At 61.3% G+C, this 18,413-nt stretch carries 13 protein-coding genes; 5 read left to right on the top strand and 8 right to left on the bottom strand.

Annotated elements, in window-relative coordinates; genetic code table 11:
• Nucleotides 1-101: 101 nt before the first annotated feature.
• The gene (gene gloA, locus AAGQ88_RS15495; protein ID WP_285425370.1) at nucleotides 102-632 is read right to left on the bottom strand and encodes a lactoylglutathione lyase; all 531 of its coding nucleotides are present in this window, start codon (nucleotides 630-632) and stop codon (nucleotides 102-104) included.
• 150 nt (nucleotides 633-782) lie between these two features.
• Here gloA and AAGQ88_RS15490 point away from each other — a divergent pair, with 150 nt between their 5' ends.
• Complete coding sequence (locus tag AAGQ88_RS15490) at nucleotides 783-1,337, top strand: DUF4946 domain-containing protein (RefSeq protein ID WP_342655819.1); 555 nt, start codon at nucleotides 783-785, stop codon at nucleotides 1,335-1,337.
• A gap of 454 nt (nucleotides 1,338-1,791) precedes the next feature.
• On the opposite strand, the gene AAGQ88_RS15485 is transcribed toward AAGQ88_RS15490, so the two are convergent.
• The 6 genes from AAGQ88_RS15485 to AAGQ88_RS15460 all read right to left on the bottom strand — a co-directional run bounded on the left by AAGQ88_RS15485 (nucleotide 1,792) and on the right by AAGQ88_RS15460 (nucleotide 10,691).
• A complete protein-coding gene (locus tag AAGQ88_RS15485) occupies nucleotides 1,792-2,154 on the bottom strand; it encodes a histone-like nucleoid-structuring protein, MvaT/MvaU family (RefSeq protein WP_285425369.1) in 363 nt (120 codons plus the stop codon).
• A 361-nt stretch (nucleotides 2,155-2,515) separates the two neighbouring features.
• Nucleotides 2,516-3,613, bottom strand: a complete 1,098-nt coding sequence (locus tag AAGQ88_RS15480) for a hypothetical protein (RefSeq protein WP_342652848.1) — start codon at nucleotides 3,611-3,613, stop codon at nucleotides 2,516-2,518.
• A 196-nt stretch (nucleotides 3,614-3,809) separates the two neighbouring features.
• On the bottom strand, nucleotides 3,810-5,207 hold the full coding sequence (locus tag AAGQ88_RS15475; RefSeq protein ID WP_285425367.1) for a TolC family protein: 1,398 nt from the start codon (nucleotides 5,205-5,207) through the stop codon (nucleotides 3,810-3,812).
• Nucleotides 5,207-8,398 carry an efflux RND transporter permease subunit gene (locus AAGQ88_RS15470; protein ID WP_285425366.1) on the bottom strand — a complete coding sequence of 1,064 codons (3,192 nt, stop codon included), beginning with the start codon at nucleotides 8,396-8,398 and terminating at the stop codon, nucleotides 5,207-5,209. The genes AAGQ88_RS15475 and AAGQ88_RS15470 overlap by 1 nt, the downstream gene beginning before the upstream one ends.
• Nucleotides 8,399-8,410: 12 nt before the next feature.
• Nucleotides 8,411-9,655 (bottom strand): multidrug efflux RND transporter periplasmic adaptor subunit MexE, encoded by a 1,245-nt coding sequence (mexE, locus tag AAGQ88_RS15465; RefSeq protein WP_285425365.1) that lies wholly within the window; start codon nucleotides 9,653-9,655, stop codon nucleotides 8,411-8,413.
• Nucleotides 9,656-9,773: 118 nt separating this feature from the next.
• Complete coding sequence (locus tag AAGQ88_RS15460; RefSeq protein ID WP_093458941.1) at nucleotides 9,774-10,691, bottom strand: LysR family transcriptional regulator; 918 nt, start codon at nucleotides 10,689-10,691, stop codon at nucleotides 9,774-9,776.
• A 475-nt stretch (nucleotides 10,692-11,166) separates the two neighbouring features.
• Between AAGQ88_RS15460 and AAGQ88_RS15455 the strand changes: the two genes are divergently transcribed.
• A complete protein-coding gene (locus tag AAGQ88_RS15455; protein ID WP_285425352.1) occupies nucleotides 11,167-12,189 on the top strand; it encodes a zinc-dependent alcohol dehydrogenase family protein in 1,023 nt (340 codons plus the stop codon).
• 344 nt (nucleotides 12,190-12,533) lie between these two features.
• On the opposite strand, the gene AAGQ88_RS15450 is transcribed toward AAGQ88_RS15455, so the two are convergent.
• A complete protein-coding gene (locus AAGQ88_RS15450) occupies nucleotides 12,534-12,719 on the bottom strand; it encodes a hypothetical protein (protein ID WP_342652847.1) in 186 nt (61 codons plus the stop codon).
• Nucleotides 12,720-12,848: 129 nt separating this feature from the next.
• On the opposite strand from AAGQ88_RS15450, the gene AAGQ88_RS15445 reads away from it, so the two are divergent.
• The 3 genes from AAGQ88_RS15445 (at nucleotide 12,849) to AAGQ88_RS15435 (ending at nucleotide 18,331) form a co-directional block, all read left to right on the top strand.
• Nucleotides 12,849-14,351, top strand: a complete 1,503-nt coding sequence (locus AAGQ88_RS15445; RefSeq protein WP_285425351.1) for a hypothetical protein — start codon at nucleotides 12,849-12,851, stop codon at nucleotides 14,349-14,351.
• A gap of 93 nt (nucleotides 14,352-14,444) precedes the next feature.
• The gene (locus AAGQ88_RS15440) at nucleotides 14,445-15,842 is read left to right on the top strand and encodes a PLP-dependent aminotransferase family protein (protein ID WP_342652846.1); all 1,398 of its coding nucleotides are present in this window, start codon (nucleotides 14,445-14,447) and stop codon (nucleotides 15,840-15,842) included.
• A gap of 248 nt (nucleotides 15,843-16,090) precedes the next feature.
• Entirely contained in the window at nucleotides 16,091-18,331 is a 2,241-nt protein-coding gene (locus AAGQ88_RS15435; RefSeq protein ID WP_342655818.1) for an ATP-dependent DNA helicase, read from the top strand.
• Nucleotides 18,332-18,413: the final 82 nt, after the last annotated feature.

The following is an 18,413-nucleotide window of genomic DNA, read 5'->3' as shown; positions in this document are numbered from 1 at the left end:
GGTATTGATTCGTGAACGGGTTGTTCACGAAAGACTGCCTCCCACAAGTCCGATGCCGGTCCGGGTCTTTGAAGTAACCGGACCGGGCAGGGATTCGACCCTTACGCCCCGCCAACCGGCGTTGGTTGAATGATCTCCACCCAATAGCCGTCCGGGTCCTTGATGAAGGCCAGGCTTTTCATGCGGCCGTCGGTCAGGCGTTTCTGAAAGTCCACGCCCAGTGCTTCGAAGCGCGCGCAGGCGACGTGCACGTCCGGCACCGAAATGCAGATGTGGCCGAAGCCCCGTGGGTCGGTGTTGCCGTTGTGGTAGGCGAACGCCGCGTCCTTTTCGGTGCCGTGGTTATGAGTGAGTTCAAGAATGCCCGGAATGCCTTTCATCCAGACCGTGCGCGCGGCGTCATCGGCCGGAATCTGCGCCTTGTCGACCAGCGCGAGGAAGTAAAGGCTGAATTCGGCTTCCGGGAAGTCACGCTTTTCCACCAGGCTGAAGCCCAGTACGCGGGTGTAGAAGTCCAGCGAGGCGGTGATGTCCTTGACCCGCAACATGGTGTGGTTGAACACGAATTGTGCAGTGGCGGCGTCCGGCTCAGCGGTGACGCCGGGGAAGGTGTTCAGCTCGTGCAGACTCATGAATGTCTCCGGTAGGTCCTGTAAATGTTGCCGAATGATACGGGTACTCGGCCCATGAGCCAAACCCGAATGCGCACGCATCGGCGTCCCGGCCTTGTCGGCACCTGCCGGGTGGCTCACACTTTGTCATTCGACGTTCAGGTGCTGGTCATGATTGCCGCGTTTCGCTTGTTTCTACTTCCTGTCTTTTGTCTGCTCTGGGCATTGCCCGGCGGCGCCTGGGCCACGGATGCAATGATCGTCTGGCCAAGCGACTGGGAAGTCGAATCGCTGCCATCGCCGGAGCAGAACCCTGATCATCCCTCAGTGCAGATGCGTCAGCGCGCCGTGAAAAACGACAGCAACGGTGATCCGGCGATGGTAGTGGAGCTGACCCAGACCCGCTTGCAGCCTGGCCATGAGGTCAATGTTCAGGGCGTGTTGCTGGCGATGCGCAAGGCGGTTCAGGTCAACTTCGCCCAGGGTGGTTTTCAAAGCGTGTGCACGAAGATGAAGGACAGCACACTCAGCGCGGTGCCGGCCATGGAAACCACCTGCACCATCACCCAGAACGGCGTGCACGTGATGTCCCAGACGCTGGTCGCTGCCGCCAGCAAGGACATGGCCTGGTCGCTGTCTTACGCGGGCTCGGCAGAGGGTTATTCCGCCAACAAGGATGAAGTGCTGCAGATCCGCGACAGCCTGCGTCTGGGCATCACGCCCTGAGTCCGTCGCGACTGAACGATATGCGTCAATTGTAGGGGCAAAAGCAACAGGCAAAAAGAAGCCCGCCGAAGCGAGCATGGGGCGCTAATCCTTTAGCAGCCTTTATCCTGTAGAAGAGGGTGTGAAAAATATGTGAAGAATCGCACCCTTCAGCGGATCGTCAAATTTGCGACCTCCCGGGCCGCATCTTTGATTGATAACACCGCCTTCATTTTGTGTGTCGGAGATGCACGTTGTGCTATTCCAACGCGATATAACAATTCGCGGGTTAATGCATCGCGGACTTATCGCAGGGTTATACGAAGTTGAACGGCTGAGCATTCCCGCAAGCGGGTGTTGTGCGAAAACTTCCCGTCAACCGACGGCGAATGAACTGTCTGAATAATGGCTCATAAACAAACAGCCCCGTTGGCAGGGGCTGTCATGCACTGCCGCAGGGGCCACCGGCAATCAATCAACGGCGCAACCAGGAATCCACGGCCTCGATGCCATACTGTTCCTTCCAAGCCTTCAGGCCACGGTGGTTTCCACCTTTGGTCTCGATCAGCTCACCCGTGTGCGGGTTCTGATAGACCTTGACCACGCGAGCGCGGCGACGTTTCGGGCCTGCCGGGGCGGCGGCAGTCGCGGTCGGATTGGGGTCGAGGATGGCGATGATGTCACGCAGATTCTTGTCGTAGGAACTCATCAGAGCCTGAAGCTTCTGCTCGAATTCGATCTCCTTTTTCAGTCCGGCGTCGTTCTTCAGGCTTTCCAGCTGAGCAAGCTGTTCCTGAAGGGCTTTTTCTGCTGCGCGAAACTCGGCAAGTCTGGACAAATATAGTACTCCGGCGGTAATTGGCTGTTGTCAGCCCAATGCAAGCAACATAAACGCAAGTATCGGCCCAACGCTCATTGTGTGACTGCCCCGGATGTGACATCTCGACCGGTGAAGAGTGACAGCGCAGGGTCGGCGTCGCATCAACGGTGGGGTAGTTAAGTGGTACGGGTAAATAATGCACGTTTTTTTCCACTTGTAAAATAGCCGGAGGGTAATTGTTATATGAAACTTCATCGGCGAGATATGCAGGTCTGACAAAAAAACTGCGTATCAGGAGAAAGGTGTTGTAAGTAATTTCTGAAACTATGCTGATATTGGAAACTATCGTGCCGCGTTTCTGCACGGCGAGTTGCGCACATTACAGCCCTTGTTGTAACACGGGATCGTCGGGGTTCTGCTGCTCCAGTTCGGCCAGCAGCACCTGAACCTTCTGCAGTTGACCGTTCTCCTTCCAGTAATGAATCAACAGGATCCGGGCGCGTCGGTTCGCCGGCTGGCGTTGCAGAATGTCCTCCAGCTGGCGCTGGGCGGGCTCCAGCTGCTGCAGGTCATGCAGTGCCACCGCCAGATCGTAGCGATATCCCGCATTCTCCGGTTCAAGTTCCACGGCTTTGGTCAATGCCAGCAGCGCGTATTCGCTTTGTTGGTGATGCAACAACCATTGCCCCAGCGCATGTTGCAATAAAGAAGATTGCGGGTGTCTGTCGAGCAGTCGCGCCAGCAATTGGCGAGAATGGTCGGCCTGGCCTTGCTGATCGAGCAACTGCACTTGCGCAAGGCCTATCTGAATCGTGTTCGGCTCAAGTTTCTGCCCCAGTTCCAGTGCGGCGAATGCCTTATCGGGTTGCCCATTGTTGACATACAGGCGCGACAGTTGAAGTTGGCTCTGTCCGCTGGGCGGTTGTGAGACCAATGCACTTTCATATTCCTGAGCCGCTTCCTGAACCGCCCCGTAATACAGACCCAGATCGTCCGGCGTCAGCCCCAGCAGGGCACGGACTGCAGTGAAGCGCACGCCTTGATCGGCATCGTCGAGCAGTGGGCCGATCAGCAGACTGCGCTGCGTCTCGGGCAGCATGCTCACCACCGTTTCGATCGCCGTCTGGCGGATCAGTGGAGCAGGGCTCTTGAGGTCGGCGCGCAGGATTTTCAGCGCCTGAGTGCTGGGGTAATTGACCAGTTCGACGAGCAGACCGGCGCGACGAATGTCCGACAGATCCGTGCGACTGAATTGCTGATACAGCACGCGGGCAGCACCGGCCTTTCCTGCATGGGCCAGTTCGAGGGCTTCGGCATAACTGTGATTGACCACCGGCGCTGCGGGCGGCGCGTGCCAGCTGCGAACCAGCAACGCCGCGCCGATCAGCAACAGCAGCACCGCGAGCGCGATGGCGGCCTGCACGCGGCGGCGAGTTCTCAGTTGAGCGGGCGTGCGCTGCGAAGACGCTTTTGACATACCGATTTCCGTTTTTGCGTGGTCAGCAGCTTCGGGGAGTGATGGCCGAGTGTCAAACGCCGCAGGGCGAAATCTTGACTCGCACGCGGGCCCGTATCCGGCCTTGCCCCCGTTGCCGACCAAAAAAAAGCCCCGGACCTTGTGAGCCCGAGGCCTGTGGGGCGACCGGTAAGTCGCCCCGCGTGCTGTCGATGAATCAGGCGTTAGGCTGCCAGCCGCCACCGAGCGCTTTGTAGATGGCAACGATGCCACGGTACAGATCGATCTCGGCCAGCGCCTGACTGTCCTCGGCCGCCAGCCGTTCACGCTCGGCGTCCAGCAGCACGAGGAAGTCAGCCGTGCCTTCCTTGTACTGGATGCTCGCCAGATTGGCCGCCGCGCGACTCGATTCGCTTTGGCGCACCAGCGACACCAGACGCTGCTGACGCTTGTCATAGTCGCTGAACGCGTTTTCGGTTTCTTCCAGCGCCAGCAGCACTTGCTGTTCGTAGTTGGCCAGCGCGCCTTCAGCGTCGGCGTTGGCGCCTCGGATGCGCGCCTTCACGCTGCCCAGGTCAAACGCCGCCCAAGTGATGCTCGGGCCAAGGCCCCAGGCTTGCGCTGCGCTCGAACCGATTTGCGAACCCCGGCTGGCGGTGAAGCCCAGGAAGCCGCTCAGGCTGACACGGGGGAACAGGTCAGCGGTCTGCACGCCAATCCGCGCGGTCTGCGCCGCCAGTTGCCGTTCGGCGCTGAGCACATCGGGACGGTTTTCCAGCAGCTTCGTCGGGTCGCCGATCGGCAGCGCCTTGGAGATCGCCGGCAGCTTGGCCGGAGCCAGGCTGACGCTCATGGCGTCCGCACGCTCGCCCAGCAGCGTGGCGATGCGATTGCGCTCGCGCACCTGCTCGGCCTGCAGTTGTGGAATGCTGGCCTCGACCGCCGCCAGACGCGCGTCGGCGCGCACCACGTCGATTTCGTTGCCCACGCCTTCGTCACGCAACTGCACCGTGACGCTGCGCGAATCCTGCTGGTTCTTCAGGTTGTCGCGGGCGATGTGCTCGCGCAATTGCGCACCGCGCAGTTGACCGTAGGCGTCCACCAGCTCGGCGATCATCGTGACCTGCAGCTGATAGAGGTTGGCCTCGGCCACCTGCTGATCGGCTTCGCTGGCTTCCAGTTCGCGCTGGATGCGGCCGAACAGGTCGATCTCCCAGGCCATGTCCAGGCCCAGGTCGTAGCGTTCCTGATTGATCCGGTGTTCGGTCTGACCGGGCACCTGGCTGCGACCGATCTCGCTGCTGGCGCGGCTGGTGACGACCGGCATCGCGTCGTTGCTGATGTCGTCACGGATGGCACGGGCCGCTTTCAGGCGGGCGAAGGCCACGCGCAATTCGCGGTTGCCTTGCAGCGACTGGGCGACCAGCGCGTTCAGCGTCGGGTCGTCGAACTGCTGCCACCAGATGGTTTCAACGCGACTGCGGTCATAGGTGCTCTGCGTGGCGGCCTGAATGTTGGCCGCCGCAGTGTCGGGCTTTTTGTAGTCAGGGCCGACGGCGCACGCCGCCAGCGCCAGGACCAGCAGGCTCGGCAGGAAGAGTTTTGCAGCCTTCATCAATGAGCCTCCGGAGCGATAGTCTGAACGCGTTGAGCCTTGGCTGCCTTGCGCGCCTCTTTGCGTCCAACGTAATTACGAATCAGCACATAGAACACGGGGGTCAGCAGCAGACCGAAGAAGGTCACGCCGAGCATCCCGGAGAACACCGCCACACCCATGGCGTGACGCATCTCGGCACCGGCGCCGCTGGAGATCACCAGGGGCACCACACCCATGATGAACGCGAAGGAGGTCATCAGGATCGGCCGCAGACGCAGGCGGCAGGCTTCCAGAACAGCCTCCAGCGGGGTCTTGCCTTTTTCCTGCTCATCCTTGGCGAACTCGACGATGAGGATCGCGTTCTTGCACGCCAGGCCCACCAGTACGATCAGGCCGATCTGGGTAAAGATGTTGTTGTCGCTGCCCGCGATGATCACACCGGCGATAGCGGACAACAGCGTCATGGGCACGATCAGGATCACCGCCAGTGGCAGGCTCCAGCTTTCATACAGCGCCGCCAGTACCAGGAACGCCAGCAATACGCAGAGCGGGAAGACCAGCAATGCCGTGTTGCCCGAGAGGATCTGTTGATAGGTCAGGTCAGTCCACTCGTAGGTCATGCCGTTGGGCAGTTCCTGCTTGAGCAGTTTTTCCATCGCCGCCTGCGCCTGACCCGAACTGAAGCCCGGACCTGCTGCGCCGTTGATCTCGGCAGTGATAAAGCCGTTGTAGTGCATGACGCGGTCTGGGCCGGAGGTGTTGGTGACCTTGAGCAGCGTCGCCAGCGGAATCATCTCGCCCAGATTGTTGCGCACCTTCAACTGACCGATCTGCTCGGCGTCCTGACGGAACTGCTGTTCAGCCTGAACGTTGACCTGATAGGTCCGGCCGAAGCGGTTGAAGTCGTTGGCGTACAGCGAACCCAGATAGACCTGCAGGGTGTCGAAGATGTCGCTGATGGCCACGCCGTGAGTCTTGGCCTTCTCGCGGTCGATGGCGGCATCGACCTGCGGCACGTTCACGGTGTAACTGGTGAACAGTGCAGCCAGTTCCGGCACGCTGCGGCTCTTGCCGATGACGTTCATCGTTTCTTTGTACAGCTCGTCATAACCCAGGTTGCCGCGGTCTTCGATCTGCAGGCGGAAACCACCGATGGTGCCCAGCCCCTGAACCGGCGGCGGCGGGAAGATCGCCATGTAGGCTTCCTGAATCCCGGCGTATTTGCCGTTCAGCTCACCGGCGATGGCACCCGCCGATTCACTAGCCAGTTTACGGTCCTCGAACGGCTTGAGGGTCACGAAGACGATGCCGGAGTTCGGGCTGTTGGTGAAGCCGTTGATCGACAGGCCCGGGAACGCCACCGCGCTCTCGACACCCGGTTGCTTGAGCGCGATGTCGGACATGCGCTTGATGACGTCTTCGGTGCGATCAAGACTCGCCGCATCCGGCAGTTGCGCGAAGGCCACCAGGTACTGTTTGTCCTGCTGCGGCACGAAGCCGGTCGGCGTGGTCGAGAAGCCCAGCCAGGTCATGACGATAAGGCCCGCGTAGACCACCAGCGCGACGCCACTGACACGAATCACCCGGCCGACCGCGCCAACGTAGCCGTTACTGGCCTTGACGAAGAAGCGGTTGAACGGACGGAACAGCCAGCCGCCGAGCAATTTGTCGAGGAATCGCGAGAAGCCATCCTTCGGCGCATCGTGAGCGCGCAGCAGCACCGCTGCCAGTGCAGGCGACAGGGTCAGCGAGTTGAACGCAGAGATCACCGTAGAGATCGCGATGGTCAGGGCGAACTGTTTATAGAATTGCCCCGTCAGGCCGGAAATGAACGCCGCCGGCACGAACACCGCACACAGCACCAGCGCTGTCGCGATGATCGGGCCGGTCACCTCGCGCATGGCGATCTGCGTGGCTTCCATCGGCTGATGGCCCAGTTCGATGTTGCGCTCCACGTTCTCCACCACCACGATCGCATCGTCCACGACGATACCGATCGCCAGTACCAGACCGAACAGCGAGAGCGCGTTGAGTGAGAAGCCGAACAGGTGCATGACCGCGAAGGTACCGATCAGCGACACCGGCACGGCGGCCAGCGGGATAATCGACGCACGCCAGGTCTGCAGGAACAGGATCACCACCAGCACCACCAGGATCAGCGCTTCGAACAGGGTGTGAACCACCGCCTCGATCGAGCCGCGCACGAAGATGGTCGGGTCATAGACGATGCTGTAGTCCATGCCTTGCGGGAAGTCTTTCTTCAGCAGCTCCATTTCGCTGCGCACTTCGTTGGAAATGTCGATCGCGTTGGAGCCAGGACGCTGGAAGATCGGGATCGCGACGGCCGGCTGATTATTGAGCAGCGAGCGCAATGCGTACTGGCTCGAACCCAGTTCGACGCGGGCGATGTCTCGTACGCGAGTGATCTCGCCGTTCTCGCCAGCGCGGACGATGATGTTCTCGAACTCTTCCTCGGAAACCAGACGGCCCTGGGTGTTGATCGACATCTGGAAGCTGGTCGCGCTCGGGGAGGGCGGTGCGCCCAGTTGTCCGGCCGCAACCTGACGGTTCTGCTCACGAATCGCGTTGACCACATCGGTCGCGGTGATATTGCGCGAGGCGGTCTTGTTCGGGTCCAGCCAGACGCGCAGCGAGTAGTCACCCATACCAAACAGCTGCACGTCGCCGACACCGTTCAGGCGAGCCAGCTCGTCCTTGATGTTCAGCACCGCGTAGTTGGACAGGTAGAGCATGTCGTATCGCTGATCCGGCGAGGTCAGGTGGACCACCATCGTCAGGTCCGGAGACGCCTTGTCGACCGTGATACCGATGCGCGTCACTTCTTCCGGCAGCTTCGGTTCGGTCCGCGTCACGCGGTTCTGCACCTGCACTTGCGCGGTGTCCAGGTTGGTGCCTAGCGCGAAGGTGATGGTCAGGGTGAGCTTGCCGTCAGCCGTCGCTTGCGAGGACATGTAGAGCATGTTCTCGACACCGGTGATGGCCTGTTCCAGTGGCGCGGCCACGGTTTCGCCGATCACTTTCGGGTTGGCGCCGGGGAAGTTGGCGCGCACGACCACGGTCGGCGGCACGACTTCCGGGTATTCGCTGATCGGTAACTGAAACAGCGAGATGGCGCCCGCGATCAGGATCAGCAGCGACAGCACTGCCGCGAAGATCGGTCGCGTGATAAAGAATTTGGAAAAATTCATCGAGTGAGTCCCTTAACCGCGTGGCGAAGCGGCAGCGGCAACCTTGGCGTCCAGTTTCTTCTGGGCCTGAGGTTGGTTGCTGGCTTCAAGTGCTTGGCGTTGTTGTTGCAGCGCGGCGAGCGTTTCAGGGCTGGCCATCGGGGTGTCCTGCGGGTCGATCGGCGATCCCGGACGAACACGTTGCAGGCCGCTGACGACAATGCGGTCGTCCTTGGCCAGACCGCTGCGCACGATGCGCAGGCCTTCAAGCTTCGGCCCCAGGTCAACGCTGCGGTAAACCGCCTTGTTGTCCTTGTCGACCACCAGCACGAATTTCTTGCCCAGGTCGGTGCCGACGGCTTCGTCCTTGATCAGCGTGGCGGAATAGGTGCCGCTGCCGACCAGTTTCAGACGTGCATAAAGGCCCGGGGTGTAATCGCCCTTGCTGTTGTCGAATACGGCGCGGCCACGAATGGTACCGGTGCGCGGGTTGACCTGGTTGTCGACGAAGTTCATCTGACCCAGGTGCGGGTTCTCGGCCTCGTTGGACAGGCCCATGTACACCGGCGTGGTCGCGCCGCGTTTGCCGTCGCGGGCCAGTTGGTTGTACTTGAGGAACACGCGCTCGTCGGCGTCGAAGTAGGCGTAGACCTTGTCGGTGGACACCACGCTTGTGAGGATCGACTGGTCGGCGGTGACGATGTTGCCGGCGGTGATTTCGGCGCGGCTGACACGGCCGGTGATCGGCGCCGCGACGCGGGTAAAGCTCAGGTTCAGGCGGGCCAGATCCAGTTGTGCCTGGATCGCGGCGACCGCAGCCTTGGATTCCTGCGCGGTGGTGGTACGCGAATCGGCGAGTTCGGCGGAGATCGCGTTGTTGGTGCGCAGGCGCTCGCCACGCTGGGCTTCGTTATTGCTGCGAACCGACGCTGCCTTGGCCTGTTGCAGTTGGGCTTCGAGGCGATGCACTTCGGCTTCGAACGGGCGCGGGTCAATCTGGAACAACAGGTCGCCCTTCTTCACCAGCTCGCCGTCGGTGAACGCGACCGAATCGATCTGACCGGAGACACGTGGACGCACCTGTACGGTTTCCGGCGCTTCCAGGCGCGCGGTGACCTCATCCCATTCGTTGACCGGTTGCTCCAGAACCTTGGCCACGTTGACCTTGGCCGCAGCCGGTGCCTGCGCGGCCGATTCCGGGCCTTTTCCGCACGCACTGATCACCACCAGTGCCAGCGCGGCAAGGGGATAGCGCAAAGGAGTAAGTGACTGAACCATGGGAAAATCCGCCGATGTTATTGAGATGGGCGGATTCTGTTCTCGAGGGGTTTATTGCACGAATCGAATACGACGAAGGTAAATATCAGTCTGAATGATATTGACCTGCGCAAAGGCTCTAGACGAGGCTGTCCGGGTCACCAAAGAACATCTGGATTCGCGAACGCAGCCATCGTTCCCCTGGATCGTTGTCCTGGGAACCGCGCCAGGCCATGTGCAGCTCGAACGTGCGCGACTCGATGGGCAGTTCTTCGGCCCGTACGCCGCCTGCGGCGGTGAGCACCGCGGCGGCGTAGTCCGGGACGGTGGCGACGATGTCGGTGCCGGCGATCAGTGTCGCCAGGCCGTTGAATTGCGGCACGGCAAGCACGACGTGGCGCTTGCGGCCGATTTTCTCCAGGTACTCGTCGATGAATCCGCCCAGGTCACCGGCAAACGACACCAGTGCGTGGGGACGCGCGCAGAAATCATCCAGCGTGATGGCGCCGGGCATGGAGTCGGCACGCAGCAGTTTCGGTTTGCTGCGACGCAGCACTTTGCGCTTGGCGTTGGCGGGCAGGTCGTCGGTGTAGCTGACACCGATGGAGATTTCGCCGGAGGACAGCAGCGCCGGCATCAGGATGTAATTGGTCCGGCGCACCACCAGCACGATGCCCGGCGCCTCGGAACGCAGGCGCTTGAGGAGCGATGGCAGCAGTGCGAATTCGACCTCGTCGGACAGCCCGATACGGAACACCGCGGTGCTGGTGGCCGGGTCGAAATCAGCAGCGCGGCTCACGGCCGTGGAAATGGAATCCAGCGCGGGGGAAAGCAGGCCGAAAATTTCGACGGCCCGCGCGGTGGGCTCCATGCTGCGCCCGGTGCGCACGAACAAAGGATCGTCGAACAGTCCGCGCAGACGAGACAGTGCAGCACTGATGGCCGGCTGGCCGAGGAACAGCTTCTCAGCGGCACGCGTGACACTGCGTTCATGCATGAGGGTTTCGAACACGATGAGCAGGTTGAGGTCGACGCGACGCAGGTCGTTGCGGTTCATGACGGGGGTCTCGGGGACATGGGTCAATACGTGGGCGGCCAACAGGGGCCAGCCAGGTGTTCGGCTCAGGTTCGGATATTAAGGGTAAACACCGATTGTCCGCATCGTTAAATTCATCTGCAAGCATACAAACGTGTTAGCCATCACGCCCGTCGATGATGACCGATGAAACCTTCCGCTACGCCCTGTGCCCAATTCATAAGTGCCTGATAGGCGATAGAGGCCTGTAGCCACGGGCATTTTTCGCGCCACAGGCATGAGCGTTCATCCGGAAATGGCCCTTCGGGTTGCAATGTCCGGGCGAGCGAACAAGAATGTCCGCCTTGAAGACGTGAGCATTCGATGGTTATCTAATGACCGCCTTTCAGCAACAGAATCGATGACAGGCATGTCGACTATTAATAGCCACTGATAGTGTTACCGGCAGAGCCCGGATAGAGTTCATGGCATCAAGGTTCATAAGGCGAGGTTCGAAATGTCCCGCACGATCCGTTTTCATCAGTTTGGCCCGGCCGAGGTGCTCAAGGTAGAAGAGCTGCCCGTCGCGTTGCCGGCACCCGGTGAGGTGCAAGTACGCGTCCAGGCGATCGGCGTTACCTGGTACGACGTGCTGTGGCGACAAAATCTGGCTTCTTCCCAAGCGCGGCTGCCTGCAGGTCTGGGCGCCGAAATGGCCGGCGTGGTGACTGCCGTCGGTGAAGGTGTTGCCGATCTGAAAGTCGGCGACAAGGTCGCAAGCTTCCCTTCGGCCGACCCTAACGTACACCCGGTGTATGGCGAGCTGATCGTCCTGCCACGCACCTCCGTCACCCGTTATCCGGACGTGCTGACGCCTAACGAAGCGGCCGTTCACTACACGCCGTTACTGGTGGCGTACTTTGCGTTCGTCGAACTGGCCCGCGCCAAGCCTGGGCAGACTGCTCTGGTCACTGACGCCAGCCATTGCGCCGGCCCTGCGTTTCTGCAACTGGGCAAGGCGCTCGGGATCAAGGTCATTGCTGCGACCAAGACCGAGTCGTGCCGCGAATATCTGTTGAAGATGGGCGCGGACAAAGTGGTGGTTACCGAAGAGCAGGACCTGCTCATGGCGATCAACAAATACACCGACAATCGTGGCGTCGACATCGTGCTCGATGGTCTGGGCGGTCCACAGATGTCGATGCTGGGTGATGTATTGGCGCCCCGCGGCAGCCTGATTCTCTATGGCCTGCAAGGCGGCAATCAGACGCCATTCCCGGCGTGTGCGGCGTTCCAGAAGAACATTCAGTTCTTCGTGCATTGCGTGGGTAACTTCACCGGCAAGCCCGAGCTTGGGATTCAGCAGGACGAGGACGCAGTCAAACGTGCGCTGCGCGACATCAATCAGCTGACCGCGGACCGTGTACTGGTGCCGCAGATCACCAAAGTGTTTCCCTTCGATCAGTTGGTGGAAGCACACCGTTTGATGGATGGTTGCCCGGTCGGTGGCCGTGTAGTGGTTGAAGTAGAGCCTTCCTGAGCGCAAGTCACCGCGCGTGTAGAGTGTTCGACGCCCCAGGCCAGGCGTCGACGTTGAGGAGTCGGTCGCCGCGTCTGGTGCCCGCCCCGTCTGTCAGGGCCACGCTGTATTCGACGAAGCCTTCCCGAGCAATCAGGAAGGCTTTTTGTTTATAAGGTCAGTGGATCACGAAACTCAGGTTTAAAACGTGAACGCGAGTGCCGGTGCCGTGCGGGCCGTTAATGACCTGTCGATTATAAACAGCGATGTTTAATCATTAAACGTTCGGTGATGTTTCTGACAGGTATTCATTGTCGGATCTGTACCTTGTAATTGTTTTTCAGACACCGATAATAGTTCAATCATTATTGCTCAAGGAACGAGTTCATGATTGCTTCTTCATTGCTTTTGGTCATGCCTGCTTGCCGAAGTGTCGTCAGTGCAAACGCCTTCAGGGTCGGCGATTGCAAGCTCACGTCCCGGCGCGGGCCGTGCAGCGCGGCCCATGGCACTGTCTCGCCCGACGTCAGCTCGATGAACCGATACGCCATCAATTGTTGATGTCCACACGGTATGTTTCGCGCCGTTATCCCGGCGCTGATATGTGATCACCTTTAAATGCGGCCATCGGTCGCTTAAGTGTGATGATCTTGCTGACGCTGTATTCAGGTAGTGACGTTATGAGCTCCATGCATGAGCAGGCCATGAACTATGTCTATCAACAAGTTCTGCAACGCCTGATGAATTACTTCAACCGGGCCGAGCGAACCGGACTGCAATTATTGATTCAACGTTTGATCGTCGCGGCGGGTGGCATGGAGCGCATCGGCAGTTATACCGTGCTGGTGGCCTTCAGCGGCGGCAAGGACAGCGCCTACACCGTTGCATTCCTGCGTGCGGCGCAGCTGAGCATCGCGGGCAGGGCACCCACCACCTTCAAACTGCGCATTGCGACCATGCGCCATGCGGGGATCACCTCAGCGGTCATGGACAACATTCATCGCTGTTACTCAGCGCTGTTTCTTCATGATGATCCACGGGTGGAACTGCTGGTCGTCGATCAACAGTACGTCCAGACCTTCGAGCCGGACCTGCCGTTTTCCAGCGCCGGGCGCGAGCAGAACCGTTCGGACATGCTGCTGGGCGGACACATGACGGCCGGGGATGCGAGGACCACGTTCTGTAACAGCTGTTATTTGGGCATGGCCGATTTTCTGGGGCGGGCCGCCTCCTGGGGTCAAGGCGTGGACGCCGTGCTCAGCGGTGACTCGCTCAAAGAGCAGAAGCAATACGCGACCTGGATCATGCGTCTGGCGAGGCGCAGCGGGCAGACCGTCGCGAACTGGCACACGCTGGGTTTCAGTGCCGCCCTCAACGCCATCGACAACGTCGGGCGGGCGTACTACCGCGAGTTGTACGGCGAGCAGTCCCGCTCGGGTGGCTATGTTCGCCCGCTGGGTTACCCGAACAAGCCCGTGACGCCGGCCTTCCTGACCGTTGCCGACCTGATGGGCTTCAAGGTCGACGAACACTGGTCGCTGCTGACGGATTTCCTGGGCTTCCGGTTCGATGATCTGGCGTTCAGCTTCAGTGAGTCCGATTGTGCCAACCCGTTGCTCATGGCGCACATGCGCGGGCTCAAGGCCGAGTTCGTGCAGGGCCGTGAGTATGGCGAAGGCATTGCCGAATACCTGGAGCTGGCAGCCGCCATGATGCGCCGCAAGCAGATGCCCGGACGCCTGATCGAGCAGGCCCTGGCCGCTTACGATACGCCGGCCAGGCTGGAAGAACGCCGGGCACTGGCCGCTGGGTACGCGCAGGAAGCCTTCGCCCTGAGCGAATCGCAGTTGGTGTGCCTGCTGTTCGCCCCGTTCGTCGATGCCGGCGCGCAGTTGGAGCCATTCCTGCGCCGTTGTCACCCGGGCATGCTGGTGGCGCGCGGCGAACTGCACAAGGCGCTGTCGGGTCAGGTGGCGCCGGATCAGGTCGTTCAGTGGCTGGTCGAGGTCAGCGGACTGAGCCTCAAGGGCCTGCAGAATCTGTACGGCAAACGGCGCGTGGACTTCACCGATGACAGCTCGATCATCGCCCGGGTGCGCGCCAGCGATCCTGACAAACACCGCGTGATGACGGTGGACCCGCAGACCGGCAATCCGGTCTCGGAGCTGATCTCCGGCCGCTGATGCCTGCGGCGTCCCGGTTCTGCCTCGGCGCTGTGCTGCAACCGTGATTTTTCCAATGACCCTGCGCTCGGGCGCAAGGATGGGGTGTGTGCGATGAATAACAACAAGACCGATTTTGCCTATCAGCTGGTGTACCGCTATCTGCTCAGGCTGACCAACGAAACGCCGCCGGGACCTGCGGTGCGCCTGCCGTCCCTGCGCCTGCTGGCCAGACGTCTGCGGGTGTCGATCTCGACGGTGCAGAACGCCTACTCGCTGCTGGAGAAAGAAGGGCGTATCTGCTCGGTCCCCAAGTCCGGTTATTTCGCCTTGCCTCACCCGTGCAACGACATTCCCTGCGAGGGCGACGATGCGCTGCAGCGCTATCACGCCAGCGCCCGGCGTGCGGACATGTTTGTTTTCGGCGCCGACGAGCCGACGCTGTTGCAGTCGCTGGACGGCGCGTTGCTGGGGCTGGAGCGCGACCTGATGCGCCACTATCCCTGTCAGCCAGACCCGCGTTTTCAACCGTTCGGCGACGTCGAGTTGCGCTCGGCGCTGGCCGCGCACTACACCTCTTCCACGGAGCATTGCTGGCACCCGGATAACGTGTTCGTCGCGCCGGACAAGACCGCAGTGCTCAAGACTGTCGTCCAGGCGCTGCAGCTGCAGGACAGCGCGGTGCTGGTCGAATCGCCGTGCGGCTGGAATATCCTGCGCACGCTGCAATCGTTCGGCATCCGTGTGATCGAGGTCTGCAGCGACGCACACGGCGGCATTGATCCCGAGGAGCTCGGCGGGTTGTTGCAGCACGAGCAGGTCAGAATGGTGATTCTGCCTTCGCAGATGGACCCGGTTCGCGGCCGCATGATGCCGGCCGAACAGCGTGCACGGCTCGCCGAGGTGTTGAATCTTCATGGCGTCTGGGTGCTGGAGGACGACACCCACGGCGCGCTGTGTTTCGACCGGCAGAACCCGCCGCTGCGGGACCTGATCGATCCTGAGCGCCTGCTGATCGTTGGCGCCTTCGACAAGGTGATTGGCCTCGAGGCGCCGTTCGGCTACCTGCTCAGCCGACATTCCCGAGCCCTGTGGCATCAGCAATTGCTGCTGCGTTCGTTTCGCCTGCCGCCGATTCGTCAGAAGGCGATCGCCCGACTGTACAGTACGGGTCAGCTGGATCGGCACCTGGAGGTCTTGCGTTCGAGCCTGCAGTCCCGCGTTGGCGAGTTGTCGGCGATGGTGGAGCACTACCTGGGCGACGACGTCGGCTTTCAGGCACCGCAAGGCGGCGCAACGATCTGGCTGAACAGCCTTCACCGGGTCGACATGGGTCGCGTCTTCGAGCGCCTGCTCGAACAGCGTATTGTCATCGCGCCGGGCGAGCTGTTCAGTGTGCGCGGCCTGCATCAGCAGAGCCTGCGGATCAGCGGGTCGGCGGACTGGAGTCAGGACATCGAATCGATGCTGGTCGTGATCAAAGGCGCTCTGGTTCAGGAGCGCCTGGCCTAGCGCGATGTCGGGTGGTGTCGACATCCGGGCAGCGTCGCGGTCGGCGTGTTTTTCCACCCTGGCGCCGCCATCGATCCATTTCCATTTGCCAGCCACGGTGTCAGCTGTTATCTGTACGTCCGTCCAGTACCGCCATGCTCCGGCCAGCCGCTTTCGTGATTCCCGATACCTCTATCCGACCTGACGCCGACAATGCCGCGCCGCCCGCGCAGTCGCCCGTTGCCCTCGATCCGCCATCCGGTTACCGGATCGCGGTGCGCGAGCTCTGCGAGTTCACCGCCAAGACCGGCGATCTGGACCTGCGCTTCACCCCTTCGCCGACGGCGCAGGAGGGCATTGCCGGGCATCGTACGGTCGCGGCACGGCGCAATCCGGCGTATCAGGCCGAAGTGGCGTTGTCCGGCTGCTTCCATGAGTTGACCGTTCGGGGCAGGGCGGATGGCTACGACGCCACGCTCACCCAGTTGGAAGAGATCAAGACCTACCGCGGCGACCTCGACGCCCTGCCTGCCAACCATCGGCAATTGCACTGGGCGCAGGCCAAAGTCTACGGGTGGCTGTTGTGCCAGCAGCTTGAACTGGCCGAGATCAACGTCGCGCTGGTCTATTTCAACATCATCAGCGAACAGGAAACCCTGATTCGCGAGCGCTTCACCGCGCCGCAATTGCAGACTTTTTTCGAGCAGCAGGCGAGCCTGTTCCTGACGTGGGCGCGCCAGGAACTGGCTCACCGTGAAGCACGCGACCAGGGGCTTAACGCGCTGGCGTTTCCCCACCAAGGCTTCCGTCATGGCCAGCGCCATCTCGCCGAGTCGGTCTATAAAGCCGTGAGTACCGGGCGTTGCCTGATGGCTCAGGCGCCGACCGGCATCGGCAAGACCATCGGCACGGTGTTTCCGATGCTCAAGGCGGCGCCGAGACGCAAACTGGACAAGGTGTTCTTCCTCACGGCAAAGACGCCGGGGCGCAAACTGGCGCTGGATGCGCTGGACGTCATCGGACGCAGCGCGCCGCAGTTGGGCTTGCGAGTGCTGGAACTGGTGGCGCGGGACAAGGCGTGTGAGTACCCGGACAAGGCCTGCAACGGTGATTCCTGCCCGCTGGCCAAGGGGTTTTACGATCGGTTGCCTGCCGCGCGCAGCGATGCGCTGATTCAGCCCTGGCTGGATCAGGCAGGGCTGCGCCAGGTCGCCTTGCGCCATGAGGTGTGCCCGTACTATTTGAGTCAGGAGCTGGCACGCTGGGCGGATGTGGTGATTGCCGATTACAACTACTACTTCGACCTCAGCGCTTTACTGTTCGGGCTGTGTCAGTTCAATCAATGGCGCGTGGCGGTTTTGGTGGACGAGGCGCACAACATGGTCGAGCGCACGCGGCAGATGTACAGCGCAAGCCTGGATCAGCACGCCATGAACCAAGTGCGACAGGTGGCGCCGGAGCCCCTGAAAAAAGCGCTGCAACGGCTCAATCGCGAGTGGAATGCGCTGCACAAAGAGCAGGTCGCGCCGTATCAGGCGTACCCCGAAGCGCCGACCCGGTTTCTCAATGCGCTGAGCCTGTGCGTGACCGCCTTTGGTGACTATTTCAACGATCATCCCCACGCAGCCAGCGGTGAGCTGCAGCGTTTCTACTTCGACGCGATTCAGTTCGGGCGTATCGCCGAGCTGTTCGACGCGCATTTTCTGTTTGATATCAGCAAGCGCGACGTCGGCAGCAAACGCGCGCTGTCGCGCCTGAGCCTGCGCAACGTGGTGCCTGCCGGTTTCGTCCGCCCGCGGCTGAGCGCCGCCGTCAGCACGGTGCTGTTTTCCGCCACCCTCAACCCTCGGCACTTTTACCGCGATCTGTTGGGACTGCCTGAAACCACGGCCTGGATCGATGTGGAATCGCCGTTCCAGCGCGCGCAGCTGGAGGTGCAGATTGTCAGCCGCATCTCCACGCGCTACACCCATCGGCAGGCGTCGCTGGCGCCGATCGTGGCGCTCATGGCCGAGCAGTTTCAGCGTCGGCCCGGTAATTACCTGGCGTTCTTCAGCAGCTTCGACTACCTGCAACAGGTCGCCGAACTGATGCAAAGTAGCCATCCGCAGGTGCCGGTGTGGCTGCAGTCGCGCGGCATGGCCGAAGCCGAGCGTCACGCCTTTCTCGAGCGCTTTACCCCGGACAGTCAGGGGATCGGTTTCGCGGTGCTGGGCGGAGCGTTCGGTGAAGGCATCGATCTGCCGGGCGCGCGGTTGATCGGCGCGTTCATCGCCACCTTGGGGCTGGCGCAGATCAACCCGGTCAATGAGCAACTGAAACAGCGCATGAGCCTGTTGTTCGGCGCCGGATACGACTACACCTATCTGTACCCGGGCATGCAGAAAGTGGTGCAGGCCGCAGGCCGGGTCATCCGCGGTCAGGAGGACAGCGGGGTGGTGGTGCTGATCGACGATCGTTTCGCCGAAAGCAAGGTCCGGCAGCTGTTGCCCGCCTGGTGGGCGCTGTAAGCTGGCATCCGCTCAATTGTCTCAAACGGTTACGGATCGATAGCCGAGCACGGCGGTCCAACTGCCAGTAAACTGCCGCGCG

This window comes from Pseudomonas sp. F3-2 (assembly GCF_038804275.1).
Lineage (GTDB): Bacteria > Pseudomonadota > Gammaproteobacteria > Pseudomonadales > Pseudomonadaceae > Aquipseudomonas.
This window is presented reverse-complemented; position numbering and strand designations above follow the sequence as displayed.